Source organism: Paenibacillus sp. J22P165 (assembly GCF_059692015.1).
Window position 1 is genome coordinate 68,717 of record NZ_JCAUAP010000015.1, and the last position, 14,082, is coordinate 82,798.

The following is a 14,082-nucleotide window of genomic DNA, read 5'->3' on the forward strand; positions in this document are numbered from 1 at the left end:
AATTCTAACGCTTTTGGACGATTGTTCAAAGTAATTCTCACCTCTTGTGGAAAGGCCTAGTGTTACAGTGTTCCGACTCGATCCATAAGAAGCTTGCTCTCCGCGTTCAAGCCAATGATCGTTACGGTTTTAATGTTTTGCTCGTATCTTTGTATGGTTTTGGCAATCGCCGTCACCGCTGAATGGTCCCAAACATGAGATGCGGCGAAGTCGATAATGATTTCTTCCGGATCATTTTTATAATCGAAAAGCTCAACAAAATGCGCCATCGTACCGAAGAATAGCTGTCCCTTTATACGATACACCTTAGCGCCATTCTTCTCAATTGTTGATTGCGCCTTAATTCTCGCTGACCGCCACCCGTAGACCAATGCACTCAAAATCACACCTGATACAACGCCAATCGCTAAGTCTGATGTTGCCAAAACGACTGCCACTGTCACGATCATGATTAGCGCATCACTTCGAGGAATTTTTGCTAGCGTTCGCAACGAGTTCCAATCAAAGGTACCGATCGACACCATAAACATGACGCCAACAAGTGCGCCCATCGGAATTTGCTTCACGACATCGCCGAGAACGAGTATAAGGAAGAGCAGAAATACCCCAGATACGAACGTAGATAACCGCGCTCTGCCGCCTGATTTCACGTTAATAACGGTTTGCCCGATCATCGCGCAGCCTGCCATCCCGCCAAATAACCCTGAGACCACGTTCGCAATTCCTTGACCTTTTACCTCTTTATTTTTGTCGCTTTTCGTATCCGTCATCTCATCAACAATCGTCGCCGTCATCAAAGATTCCGTCATACCCACAACAGCAAGCGCTAAAGAGAACGGCAACATACGCCAGATAATCTCTAGAGAGAAATCAATTTGTGGCACATGGAAAAATGGCAGCTCTTGCGTGATTTTGCCCATATCCCCAACCGTACGAAGATCCAAATGCAGACTCATCGAGATTATCGTCATCACAATAATGGCTACGAGCGGTGAAGGAACAACCTGCGTGAATCTCGGAAGTATATAGATAATCACAAGCGTACCTGCAATCATCAGCGGCATTTGCCAATTAGCTCCTTCAAAGCTTGGAAACTGCGCCATAAAAATAATAATTGCCAAGGCATTCACGAATCCTGTCATCACCGAATGAGGGATAAAGGTAATGAATCTCCCAAATTTCAATGCCCCCATCACATACTGGAGGACGCCTGTTAGTATCGTCGCGGCAAATAAATACTCGATCCCGTATTTCGCTACGACAGGCCCCATTAACGAAGCCATAGCTCCTGTAGCCGCGGAAATCATACCTCTGCGCCCGCCTACAATAGAAATCGTAACAGCAATACAAAAGGATGCATACAACCCTACCATCGGATCTACACCCGCCAAAATTGAAAAGGCAATAGCCTCTGGAATCAGCGCTAAAGCCACCGTGATGCCCGCGAGTACATCCTTACGGACGTTGGAGAGCCACGCCATTTTAAACTTTTGAACCAACAACCTGTCTCCACTCCTTCTTTGTGTTTCTTGACCTTTCAGTCTCAGAAAAGTCGGGTCCGTTCGTCAACTTGTCTCATTATACACAAATGTTCGACATCCCTCTAGGCAAAAATAAAGAGCTCCTCCATGAATTGGAGAAGCTCCTAAGGTACTTCGTTCTGTTACTGTGAAACACTAACCGATTTCCGACTAGTCACGACTTCTGGTTCAACTTCCTCTGCCTGACCTACACGTTTAATGAAGAAGGATAACACCAAGCCGACAATCGCGATTCCAATAATAACGAGATAAGAATCATTAATCCCCTGAATGGATGCCTCTTTAATCATTTCTTTCGTAGCAGTCGCCGTTTTACCTGCCGTCATTAACTCGATGACATGTGATTTGGTTCTAGTCGTCATAACAGTAATCAATAATGCAGTACCCACGCCGCCAGCTACTTGCTTGATGGTATTAGATATCGCAGTACCATGCGCATTCAGCCTAGCAGGCAATTGATTGAGCCCCGCGGTCGTGATTGGCATTAAGAATAGTGCCATACCAAAACGTCGTCCTGTGGACATAAGAACTAGGTACGTATAACTTGTAGAATCCGTCAAATTGATGAATCCAAGTGTAGTTATGATCGTAATGACCATACCAATAATGGACAACCATTTCGCTCCGAATTTATCGAACAACTTACCAGCTACTGGCATCATCAAGCCCATGAGCAATGCGCCAGGGAGCATAAGAATACCAGACTCTAACGCGGTATATCCGCGAGCATTTTGCAAATACAACGGAAGCAGCATCATATCCGCGTACATGACCATTGTTACTGCGATGTTGATTAAAGTAGTCAAGGTAAACATGTTATGCTTGAACGCTCTAAGATCTAGAAGTGGGTCTTTAATAACCAGTTGGCGCCATGTAAACAAAATTAATGCAACTACACCGACAACAATCGATAAGATGACCTCCAAGCTGGACCAGCCTTTGCCGCCAGCACTACTAAAGCCGTAAAGAAGGAAACCGAATCCGATAGTTGAAAGAATGGCACCCCACGTATCAATTTTGGGATACTGACGTTCAGACACATTTTTCAGATACATGAAAGCAACACCAATGACGATAACAACAATAGGAATGATGCCGTAGAAAAGCGTACGCCACGAATAATGTTCCAAAATATAACCAGCAAGAGCAGGACCCACTGCAGGGGCAAAAATAATGGCCAAACCAACCATCCCCATAGCTCCTCCACGCTTATCTGCCGGGAAGATTGTCAAAATCACATTCATAAGCAGTGGCATGATAATACCTGCCCCAGCTGCTTGAATCAGACGCCCCGTCAACAATACCTCAAAGCCTGGCGCCACAGCTGATACAATGGTACCAATGAGGAAAATAATCATGGACGCTTGGAATAGCTCCCGCGTCGTAAAGCGTTGCATGAGGAACGCTGTTATCGGAATCAAAACACCGTTAACCAACATGTACCCAGTGGTCAGCCATTGTCCAGTTGATGCGGCAATATTGAATTCGACCATGAGTGGCGGTAAGGCAACGCTCATAATCGTTTGATTCAGAACGGCAATGAACGCCCCCAGAATCATAACAAAGAGAAGGGGACCTTTCTTAATAGAACTTGGATCAAATGCTGCAATTTTACTCATTTTATTCTTCCTTTCACCTTCGACTTCTAACTAATTGACATTGTGTTGTATAATAAACTCGATGTAAATAGTATTATAGTCATTGAACCTGATGTTCACAAGCAACAGCTTTTTTAGATATGTATATTAGTTGACAGTTTCTATGAATTTGTAGTCTATCTAATAGATAATCCACAGTTCCCGAAGAAATTGTCGTATATAACATTTGCGGAGAGGAAGAGCTGACTCATGTCTACCAACATACAGCGGATTGACCCGCGCGTACTTCGTACACGCCAATTAATTCGAGATGCCTTTATTGAATTGCTTCAGGAATTTGAACTAGAGAAAATAACGGTCAATCGCATCGCAAAGCGTGCCACCATTAATCGCGTCACCTTTTATCTGCATTATCGCGATATTCCAGATATGATGGACAGGTTGGCAGAGGATATGATCAATGATATTGATGCTATCCTGAAGCAAGCGCCGGATCCTCCGGGTTTTAACATGCAGATTGTTGTCAAAATGCTAGAGCATATCGCGGACAATTCGCGATTTTATAAAACGCTGCTCGCTTCCAAGCGGTTCCCCGTATTTACAGAAAGACTTATGAAGTTGATTGCTGAATTTATTACCGGTCGCATCGACAAGCTGGAGGCAGTCACAAAGCTGACCGTTAAGCGTGATATCACGATCTGGTATGGCTCCTCGGCTATTATAGGCACAATTGTCTTCTGGCTTCGCAATGATTTGCCCTACACACCAGAGTTCCTTGCTGCACAGCTTGCGGAGCTCCTGCATCTGCCCAAACCGGAATAATCTTGCGTTGATGGGGGCATATTTAAAAAACAAAGGAGCGAACCAAAAGTCAGTTCGCTCCCCTACTTTAACCTCATTACTTCTTCATTGTTTTATAAGCATCGCTAATCTCTTTGTCGTAGTCTTTTCCTCCTGCTCTTTCCCAACTAGCAAGCATCTCCGCATACGTCTTCTCGAAGTCCGTAGAAATAATGACTTTGGAAACCCCTTCATACAGGCTCTTCTCGATGGCTGCAACGGTCTTCTGAGCTACGGGACGAGGTGAGTCGATGACCGTGTTCGGTTTACCGTATTTTTTGAAAATATCATAATAGGTAACAAATGAATTAGCGTACTCTTCACGTTGCTTTTGGTCCGGAAGTGAGAGGGCTACTGACTTAAGAAGTTGTTCTTTGTTTAATGCAGGTCCTCCTTGTTGAACAATGGCAAGATCTCCTGCAAGTGATACCCATGTAGTTTTCTTGTTCAGTTCGGGATCAATCTGGACTTTAACACCACCGTCATCCTTCCAGTTGACTCCCTCAATTCCACTTTGTACGGTTGCCAAATTCTTCGGTTCAACCATCCAGTTCAGGTACTTCATGACAGCATCCGGGTTTTTACTGGATTTCGGAACAGCTACAAGCATAGAGAAATCGGATACCTTGTTCATCACTTGAGTTCCGTCTGGACGTTTGAATGGCTCTACAGGTACCCAAGTTGCCGTTGGAACCGACTTACGTGTAGCCACATTCAGGTTCCAAGGGGTGTCGTTCGAGTCTACGAAGCCGGCAACACCACTGTTAACCTGTTGCGTGAATTGCTGTGAGCTCACATCCGTAACGAATTCCTTGGAGATTAGCCCCTCTTTGTACACTTTATTCATCCATTGGTAATAGGCTTTTCCTTCAGGTGTAGCAACGGAAGAGGTGAAGACACCGTTCTTATAGTTGCCATCTGGCGCATAGAACTGATTACTTGGACCATCCATATTGACACCGAAGCCAAACATTGGGCCATAATAGAAGGCTTTCATGGATTGATTGATCGCAGGGAGTGCCCATGGAATCACTTTGTCTTTACCTACTTTGCCCGGGTCTTTCTCTTTAAAAGCCTTTAGCACTTGATAAAGTTCTTCGTTCGTAGTCGGAGTCTTCATCCCTAGCGCATCAAGCCAGTCTTGACGAATCTTCATGTTAGGACCAGAATATGTGTTTGCTTTTAGAGCAGGAATCGCATACCGTTTGCCTTTGTACATACCTACTTGGTCAAGCGCGACTTTGTTATTCTTAATCAAGTCTGGATATTTGGCTAGATAGGAATCCAACTCCCATAATCCACCTTGTTCAGCGAATTTGAAGATCGTATCCATGGAGTAGGTTAAAATAACGTCAGGTGCTTCGCCGGATGCCATCCATACGTTCAGTTTCTCCGATTCCTGCGCTCTAGGCAGGGAAACGAATTCCACGTCGAGGCCAACCTTCTTCGTCTCATCAATAACATACTTAATAATTGAGTTATTACCCAGGTTCTGACCCTCTGGTGCATTGGCACGGTCCCATAAGGTGACACGGATTTTGGCTGGTTTTTCAGGTTCTTTGCTTGGTGTTGCTGCGTTACTGCCACTAGGTGAAGTTGTTGCTGTGCTTGATCCCCCATCCTTATTGGAACAGGCAACCAAGAAACCCGAAAGCATGAGCATAACCGTCATACTTCCTAATACCCCTTTTTTAAACACCTTTACCATAATGCTTCCTCCCTAGTTTTCATTTTCAGGCCTACTCGTTGAACAGGGATGTACCCCTATCTTGTTGAAAATACGTTCAATTAAAGCGCTTGCATTGTAAATATAGGCGCATTTTTCCGGTGATTCTATTCGATAATTTTGACATTTTGATAGTTTTTTTGTTATCCAACTTTATTCTTTATCCTTTAACTGAGCCGAGGAACGACCCCTTCACAAAATACTTTTGCAGGAAAGGGTAAACGATGAGAATCGGAACCGTCGCGAAGACAATCGTGGCTCCCTTCAGGGACTCCTCAATGACGTTGAGATTATCCATGGATTGCATCGTTTCCAGCGAGGTATCCATCTGGGCCAGCAGCAAAATGTTCCTCAGTTTCACTTGTAACGTATAGAGCGCCGAATCGTCGATGTACAAGACGGCAGCAAAATAGGAATTCCAATGACCAACCGCATAAAACAGTGAGATCGTTGCCAATACGGCACCAGATAGAGGAAGCACCACCTGCGCTAAGTAACGCAAATTGCCACAGCCGTCCATGACGGCCGCCTCCCGCAGCTCTTCAGGGAGATCCTGAAAGAAAGTTTTCATGATAATAACGTTAAAAGCACTAATTAAACCTGGGAGCATTAACGCCCATAAGCTATTCAACAGCCCGAGCGACTTGATCAACAAGTAGCTGGGAATCATCCCACCGCTGAAAACCATGGTCACAATCATGAAATTCATAAAATATTTGCGTCCCTTCAAGTCCTTCCTTGAAAGGGGATAAGCCGTTGTAATTGAAAATAGCATATTAAGTGCAGTACCGACTACCGTGATATAGATCGTTACACCTAACGACCTGATAATATTGGAATCCGTGACGACCGATTTCATCGCATCAAGCTGAAATTCCACTGGCCAAAGCACAACTTGGCCCGTCTGTATGGCATGGCTGGAGCTAAAGGCATTAGCTATCGTATTAATGAAGGGAAATATGCATATGAAGGTGAACAGGATTAGCAGGGAATAGTTAACGATGTTAAAGCTAACGTCCCATCCCGAATACTTGCCGAATAAGCTGCGTCTATTTCCATATTTCTGTGCAGTAGCCGCCATATCTCTACCCCCTAACTCGTTCGAATTTTACCAAAGTCCTTCCTTACCCAGACGCTTAGCAAAATAATTCGCACCAAGCACAAGAATAAGATTAATGATGGATTGCGACATCCCGATCGCCGTTGTAATGCCGAATTGCCCCTGTTTAATCCCCGAGGAGTACACATATGTGCTAATAACCTCTGAAATATTCGTAACAACCGGATTCTGTAAGGCAAAAGGATGCTCGAAACCGATGGATACCATATGACCGATGTTGAGAATCAACAAGATAATAACCGTCGGCATGATGCCTGGCAGCGTAATATGTACAATTTTCTTCCATCTACCTGCACCATCCATGACAGCTGCTTCGTACAAAGAAGGGTCAATCATCGTCATCGCCGCAAGATAAATAATCGTTCCCCATCCCGCTCCAGCCCATACGCTGGACAACGTGTAGGTGATGACCCACCAGGTCTCCTCGATCATGAAATAGATCTCTTCCAGCCCAATGAATCTCATCATACTATTGATGATCCCATATTTCGGGGAAAGCAGATTATAAATAATCCCGCCCATGATGACCCAGGACATAAAGTGAGGCAAATACAGAAGCGATTGCGATATTTTCTTAAAATATTTTGCTCTAATCTCATTTAACATAAGCGCTAGAATAATCGGTGCCGGAAATCCCACTAGGAGACCTAGAACGTTAAGTAGCAGCGTATTACGGACGATCCTATAGAAATCCTGAATCTGTAGCATCTCCTTGAAATGATGCAGCCCTACCCAATCCGAATCGAGGATCCCTTTGAAGATGTTATAATCTTTAAAAGCAACGACAAGCCCTAACATAGGAACATAACAAAATACAAAGAAAAAGATAATGCCTGGGACAAGCAGTAAGTACAAATCGTAATTTTTGAACAACTCTTTTGTAAAAGCACTTCTTCGTTTACTGTCCGTCTGTGCAATTACATGGTGTTTCTGAGATTGTACTTCCATACCCTTGCTCCTTCCTTCACATATTAACCCCGTAACTTAGCCAAAAGCGTTTTCGCTATTAAAAATTCACTGCACACCCTATTCTTCTAGGTATGTTGCAAGTGTACTTCCTTACGAAAACGATTGACATGCTAGAAATTTTACTTTTTATTAGTTTTCTTTACTTCTCGCTTTACAGCCCTTACTTTCTGTTAATCGATCCATAATTCGTACATACCCTGTAAGCAGATTTCGGCATGTTGCATCATGTCATCAATAAAAATGAACTCGTCTGCTTGATGGACATGGGTATCTACGCCGCCAGGCAGCCCCGCACCGAATGCGACACCATTGTTCCGCAATTTACGAGCATAGGTGCCAGCCCCCATACGCAGCAGTACGGCTTCATCACCGGTTATTTTCTTGTAAGCGCGGCTTAACCGGACAATAACCGGATGGGTCTCTGGTACATACACCGGAAAAAGATGTCGTGTCAGTTCAGTATGGATGCCATTCTTACGCGCAAGGCCGTCAATCGTGGTTAGTATTCCATCGCCGTCATGGCTGACTGGATACCGAACATTACTTAGTGATTCCGCCCGATGGAGGTCACAGGAAATGGTGCGCAAATAAACGATCAACGCGCCTGACACACTATCGCTACAAGCAATACCAAGCGACTGTCCGCCTTTCTCCACACCAATCTTACTATTTAGGAATTGCAAAAACTTGTCCCAATTGGTAGTCAGTCCTTGCCCACTCAGGAAAGCAACCATATTCACGATGGCATTTCGCGAGCCTGCCCGACTGTCTGCCATAAACTCGCTTCCTGCTGTTAGCACTAGCCTACCCTCGTCGTCGTATACGAACGACATATTAACCTGAAGATTAACGGCATCGTGAAAGTTTGCCACCTGGGTGTCCGTAAGAAGTGCCAGAGAAAGCAATGCTGTACAGGTCTCCGGAATCAGTGTAAGCATGTTTCCACCCTTTAGAGACAAGATCGTAAGCTGCGGATTGGTGGAAACAGATTCTTGTTCACTTGAGAACACCACGTTCATACTGCCCATTTCCACATTGAAAATGGGGTAGCCAGCGTCAGGCGCAAATGCCATAACCGGAAGCTGTTCCCTCTCGAAATAGTAGTCGAGATCTTTCATGCCGCTCTCCTCATTCGTACCGAAAATCAAGCGAAGACGGCGACTGCCGGTAATGCCCAGATCCATTAGCGTTTTCAGCGCATACAGAGCGACTACAGCTGGTCCTTTGTTATCGGACGCACCTCTTCCAATAATCTTGCCATTCTCGATGAGGCCGCCAAACGGTGGGAAGGTCCATCCATCCCCTTCTTCTACGGTATCCAGATGCACGAGCACTGCAACGATTTCCTCGCCCTGTCCATATTCGGCATGACCCGCATACCCGTCCACGTTAGTCACTTTGAACCCTAACGATTCCGCCAATCGGAGCATATATTGCAAAGCATGATCAACGCCAGCGCCAAACGGTTTTCCCGGCTCCGGCGTGGCCATGATGCTTCTTATTTGCACAAGTTCAGAAATACCAGCCGTAATTGCATCCCGATATTTGTGGATCTCATTCCCAATGATCATAGGTATACCTCCCGCTTTCCCCTATTCGCTTCTAACCAATAATCAGTCGACATGATGAAGGCTCTCCACCAACATCAGCAGCGTCATGGACTGCCCGTAGGGCATCGGGCATAGCGGGATGTCGCGATAAAACTGTAACGTACGCCCCATGCGCGTTCCGTAAGATACGCCGTGAACGGCTCCTTTAGTGTCAACCTTATTCATAACCGCTTGCAGTGCCTTCAACCCAACTTCTTTGTAGACTTCGCTGATATAACCTTTGCGAACAGCCTTCAAAATACCGTAAGCAAAACCTGCAGTTGCTGAGGTTTCCTCATAGGATGTCGGATCGTTCAGCAATGTCGTCCACATCCCGCTCGGTCTTTGTAGCTCAGTTAGTTTCTGAACCTGACGTTCTAGCGAAGAAAGCAGGAACACTTCCACACCTAGCGGTATCTTAACAATATCTAGGTAGTCAACCAACCCTGCTGTGTACCACGCATTACCGCGACCCCAGAGCGCTTCTGCGAAATTATGCCCCTCCTTGAAACTCCAGCCATGGAAAAATAGTCCCGTTTTCTTATCCGTCAAATACTTAAGATGAACGAGGAACTGACGAATACTTTCTTGGACATAGTGATCTTTGGCCAACAAAATGCCCATCCTGCCCATGAATAGAACCGTCATATAGAGCGTATCGTCCCACAACTCACCTTCGTTCGCATTGTCGATCGTCTCATGCGTGATTCCAAACTCAGGCGTACGGGGCATCTCATCTGCCGCATAACTAACCCACTCTTCACATATCCGTAGATACTCTGGATTGCGCGTTTCCTCGTACAAGTAGCTTAACGTAAGCAGGGGACACATCGTATTGACGTTCTTCGGTGGAAGTCCCTCGCGAATCCGACTGTCGAACCAATCAGTTAGATACGTAAACACATCCTGATTCTGGGTTTCCTTGTAATACAGATAGAGGGAGAACAACCCGACTCCCTGAGACCAATCCCATTTATCCATGGTAATGATGCTGATTGGCGTGTCTTCCTGGATTGTTGCCTCCAGATTTTTCATCCCACTAATGACTTTATGAAGCATGATCTCTATCTCTTGCCGCTGTAGTTGCGTTATAGTCACGGTAAGCACCTCCCAATACGCACTCAAAAGTGCTTGTAACCCTAATGTAACGCACACGTCCAGTAGTTTACATACGAGAATCTTACCCTTTTATTAGATTTCTTTACCTCTGTTCTTATACTCTTTCGGGGATTGACCTTCAAGCCGCTTAAAAACCTGATAAAAATAGGCATACTCCTTATACCCTACCATTTCGCCTACTTCATTCACCTTATTTTTAGGATCCATGAGCAGACGCTTGGCGGTCTCAATCCGAGACTTAGATACCAAATCCACGAAATTTATTCCGGTTTCTGTACGCAGCAACCTGCTTAGATAACTCGAGCTCAGACCAAAATGCTCAGCGGTTGATGTCAAGTTAATGGTGTCGCCGATATGGCTGTTGATGTAATCAATAACCTTTTTTACAACGAGGCTGTACACCTTGTCCCCGCCTTCAAGCTTCTTTTTAATCGTCCCAATAAATGTTGTGAGGTAGGTAGAAGCTTCTTTCATACTCGTAAGCCGATATACATCCTCAAGAATTTGGTCGACACTTTTCCCAAGGCCGAACTCATCACCAGTTACACGGAAATAATAGCGTGCGACCGCAAGACAAACTTCGGAGAGCAAGCCCTTTACTACTAGAATATTCCCTTCGCTATAAGCGGTAATTTGTTTTAGAAAACGCTCCAAATACGCCATCACATCTTCACTAGATTTGTCTTCCAACATTTGATTGAACTGTTCCAAATCCTGAATAATTGAGAATTTCCCTAATTCCTTCTCTTGCTCGCTATCTTCCGGGAATAACACACTTTCCTCCATTCGGAAAAAGCTTGAATCCATAATCAAAGAAGCTTCCCGAAAAGCATTCGGCAGCTCAAGAAGTGATTTATATACGGAACTGACTGCAAGATGACAGGAAACTTGCTCCTTCATTTTAGCCACATCAATAAACTCATTGCAGAAGCTCTGCAGCTTCATTCTGAATTCCCTCTGCGACAAAAGCTTGGGGAATAGACTTACAAATATAAGGTCGTTATTCCGCAGAGACTCAATCATATAAAAATCACGTTTGGCAGTTAGCTTATGTGCTTGTTCGGTTAGCCGTAGTTGCATCTGTTGCTTAAGCTTGATAGCATTCGCTACACCAGTCTGCCCCGGTTCACCTGCTATACGGACAATTTGCACAGCGTAGCGGCTATACTGGATCTCCAGCTTCTTCACTTGTTCCTGCATATCATCTGTTCCTGTAATCAAATCACCGATTAACTTACTTCTTAGGGAGGGCATAGAATCGCTATGTTGTTTCTCCAACTCGACGTAAGCAGACGCCATCTTGACCGTATTCTCATTCTCCTTGCGCTTAGAATCAATCTCTGAAACAGCGCTCCCAATCACTTGGCTTAGCTCTTCGTAATTAATGGGTTTGACGATAAAGTCAAATACACCCAGTCGAACAGCCCTCTTCGCGTATTCAAAATCTTGATAACCTGTAATTAGGATAGTTTTGGCTAAAGGAAAGTCTGTACTCATCTCCTCAGCTAAATCGAGCCCGCTTAATCCAGGCATTTTGATGTCCGTCACGAGAATGTCTGGCTGAAGCTCCTTAATTAAACGTTTACCCTCTATTCCGTCCTCCGCTTGACCGACTACGGTACAATTTAGCTTATCCCAGGCGATCATTTGCACAATCGCTTGCCGGATCAGCGGTTTATCATCAATAACCACGACTTTGTATGTCATTTGGAGCTCTCCTCCGTTAGGATGGGAAGACGAATCCGAATCGTTGTCCCCTGATCCATTTCACTCATAATACTTAAGCCGTACTCTTCTCCAAATAATATTTGAATCCGTTTGTGCACACTAATAATCCCGACGTTCGTATGCTTATCCTTCTGCTTCAGCTTGGAGTGCTCTGGTGGGTTGAGCAAATGTTCCTTCGTTTCTTCATCAATGCCTACGCCATTATCAGACACTTCGAGATAGAGAACGTCTTCCTTGATCCAGCTGCCGATACTGACAATCCCCTTGCCTACTTTCTCTTCAATGCCATGTTTAATCGAGTTTTCTACGAGTGGCTGCAGAATAAATTTAGGAACCCTATAGGCCATCAAGCTCGTGTCAAAATAATAATTAACCTCAATTCGATTGCCATAGATAATCTGATGAATAGATAAATAACTCCTAATATAGTCCACTTCTTCCTGCAGGTAGATAATGTCCCCCTTTTTACTGATACTCTCTCTGAGCAGCTTGCCGAGAAGATAGATCATTTCACTGACTTGTTCGTCACCACGCATCTTGGCTAAGCTATGAATGGACTCCAGGGTATTGTAGAGAAAATGGGGGTCAATCTGCGCCTGCAGCGCTTTATATTCGAACTGCAGCGTGCGATACTCCGCTTTTTGCTTAAGCAGTTTCTCCTCATAAACCGTGTGGATTAACTCGCTGATTTTCTTCGCCATTGAATTAAATTTCTCCGCGAGCAGCCCTACCTCGTCTCTACTTCTGGGCACAATCACTTTATGGGTAAAGTCTACGGAGAAGTGAGTCATACTCTGGAGCAGCAGTCGAACATTGCCTGTGATGTTTCTAGAAATGACCACTGCTAGAAAGAACGCCAGGGATAGTGAAATTAGAATGGTGCTCAATGTCCAAAACTTGATAACTTCCGTGCCACGTGTTAATTCGTTGACAGCGATAACTTGGACAATCATCCACTTGTCATAGGGTGTTGAGATTATAGTAGAAATGTACGTTTGCCCTTCAAATTGAAAACCCTCATTGAGACCGGGCTTCTGATCGTACATCTTGTTTTCGATAAAATAACGAGTCGGCTCGGAAACAAGCCTGTCGTACAGTAGCGGCTCGAGTACTTCGTTAAGGATGACGATGTTCCCCTTCGTAAGTTCGTCCACATTCGTGTAGATGCTGCCAATCAGATTAATGTCCACACCGACGATAATGATACCCGCATAACGACTAGACGTAACATCGTATACAGCCTTCTCCATGAAGATAACGTTGCTAGTGCCCGGCACCCAGGAAGTGCGGCCACGCTTATCTTTAATCATCTCGACGTCGAGATTCATCAATTGCTTATTGTAGTTTTGGGTCGCACTGCGTTCGAACCCGAATGGGTTGCCCGCCGTATCAATGACCATGACCGATAAGTATTCATCTTTGGAAAATACTAAATCTTTCATAAACTCACTAATAACCTTATTCTTCATATACAAATCGGATTCACTTGCGTCTTCAGAAATACCCAGTGTCGTATTGAGCGTGGAATTGCGGAATTGTTGAAATACATGCTCCTCGATGTCCTTGGTCCGCTTCTCGAGATTTATACCGATTTGCTCAATTAAGTATTGAGAAAAAACGGATGTGTTCTGCTTGATTACGCTTACAGATACATAGTAATTAACGATACTAATCATTAGCACAGTCAATAAGATCATGACTGTAAAGGACAGCAGAAACTTCGTACGCAATTTCAAATTTAGAAATTTGGAAATCACCTTAGACAAACGCTTCACCCGCATTCTGATGGAATGGCAAGTGCGCGAGCCCACAGCTCACGCACTGATTGTTAGCATTATAAACCTTTCCATGG

Annotated in this window: 10 protein-coding genes; 1 reads left to right on the forward strand and 9 read right to left on the reverse strand. The window is 44.6% G+C overall.

What is annotated here, in order from left to right; all coding sequences use genetic code 11:
- Positions 1-62 precede the first annotated feature (62 nt).
- Positions 63-1,499, reverse strand: coding sequence for a SulP family inorganic anion transporter (locus AC58QM_RS29975; protein WP_497288491.1), 1,437 nt, complete (start codon positions 1,497-1,499; stop codon positions 63-65).
- 164 nt (positions 1,500-1,663) lie between these two features.
- A complete protein-coding gene (locus tag AC58QM_RS29980) occupies positions 1,664-3,160 on the reverse strand; it encodes a DHA2 family efflux MFS transporter permease subunit (RefSeq protein WP_497288433.1) in 1,497 nt (498 codons plus the stop codon).
- Positions 3,161-3,388: 228 nt separating this feature from the next.
- On the opposite strand from AC58QM_RS29980, the gene AC58QM_RS29985 reads away from it, so the two are divergent.
- Positions 3,389-3,961, forward strand: a complete 573-nt coding sequence (locus tag AC58QM_RS29985) for a TetR/AcrR family transcriptional regulator (protein ID WP_497288434.1) — start codon at positions 3,389-3,391, stop codon at positions 3,959-3,961.
- Between the two features lie 76 nt (positions 3,962-4,037).
- On the opposite strand, the gene AC58QM_RS29990 is transcribed toward AC58QM_RS29985, so the two are convergent.
- From AC58QM_RS29990 to AC58QM_RS30020, 7 genes are all read right to left on the reverse strand, one after another.
- Positions 4,038-5,687: an extracellular solute-binding protein gene (locus tag AC58QM_RS29990; protein ID WP_497288435.1), complete on the reverse strand. Its 1,650-nt coding sequence runs from the start codon at positions 5,685-5,687 to the stop codon at positions 4,038-4,040.
- 178 nt (positions 5,688-5,865) lie between these two features.
- On the reverse strand, positions 5,866-6,786 hold the full coding sequence (locus AC58QM_RS29995) for a carbohydrate ABC transporter permease (protein ID WP_497288436.1): 921 nt from the start codon (positions 6,784-6,786) through the stop codon (positions 5,866-5,868).
- 27 nt (positions 6,787-6,813) lie between these two features.
- The gene (locus tag AC58QM_RS30000; RefSeq protein WP_497288437.1) at positions 6,814-7,773 is read right to left on the reverse strand and encodes an ABC transporter permease; all 960 of its coding nucleotides are present in this window, start codon (positions 7,771-7,773) and stop codon (positions 6,814-6,816) included.
- 191 nt (positions 7,774-7,964) lie between these two features.
- A complete protein-coding gene (locus tag AC58QM_RS30005; RefSeq protein ID WP_497288438.1) occupies positions 7,965-9,365 on the reverse strand; it encodes a Sapep family Mn(2+)-dependent dipeptidase in 1,401 nt (466 codons plus the stop codon).
- Positions 9,366-9,407: 42 nt separating this feature from the next.
- A complete protein-coding gene (gene bglB, locus AC58QM_RS30010; RefSeq protein ID WP_497288439.1) occupies positions 9,408-10,481 on the reverse strand; it encodes a beta-galactosidase BglB in 1,074 nt (357 codons plus the stop codon).
- Positions 10,482-10,574: 93 nt separating this feature from the next.
- Positions 10,575-12,209, reverse strand: a complete 1,635-nt coding sequence (locus tag AC58QM_RS30015; RefSeq protein WP_497288440.1) for a response regulator transcription factor — start codon at positions 12,207-12,209, stop codon at positions 10,575-10,577.
- Positions 12,206-13,987, reverse strand: a complete 1,782-nt coding sequence (locus AC58QM_RS30020) for a sensor histidine kinase (RefSeq protein WP_497288492.1) — start codon at positions 13,985-13,987, stop codon at positions 12,206-12,208. The genes AC58QM_RS30015 and AC58QM_RS30020 overlap by 4 nt, the downstream gene beginning before the upstream one ends.
- Positions 13,988-14,082 lie beyond the last annotated feature (95 nt).

Coding starts and splice junctions, on each gene's coding strand:
- AC58QM_RS30005 (WP_497288438.1), bottom strand. CDS start 9,365: ATGATCATTGGGAATGAGATCCACAAATATCGGGATGCAATTACGGCT.
- AC58QM_RS29985 (WP_497288434.1), top strand. CDS start 3,389: ATGTCTACCAACATACAGCGGATTGACCCGCGCGTACTTCGTACACGC.
- AC58QM_RS29995 (WP_497288436.1), bottom strand. CDS start 6,786: ATGGCGGCTACTGCACAGAAATATGGAAATAGACGCAGCTTATTCGGC.
- AC58QM_RS30015 (WP_497288440.1), bottom strand. CDS start 12,209: ATGACATACAAAGTCGTGGTTATTGATGATAAACCGCTGATCCGGCAA.
- AC58QM_RS30000 (WP_497288437.1), bottom strand. CDS start 7,773: ATGGAAGTACAATCTCAGAAACACCATGTAATTGCACAGACGGACAGT.
- AC58QM_RS29980 (WP_497288433.1), bottom strand. CDS start 3,160: ATGAGTAAAATTGCAGCATTTGATCCAAGTTCTATTAAGAAAGGTCCC.
- AC58QM_RS29990 (WP_497288435.1), bottom strand. CDS start 5,687: ATGGTAAAGGTGTTTAAAAAAGGGGTATTAGGAAGTATGACGGTTATG.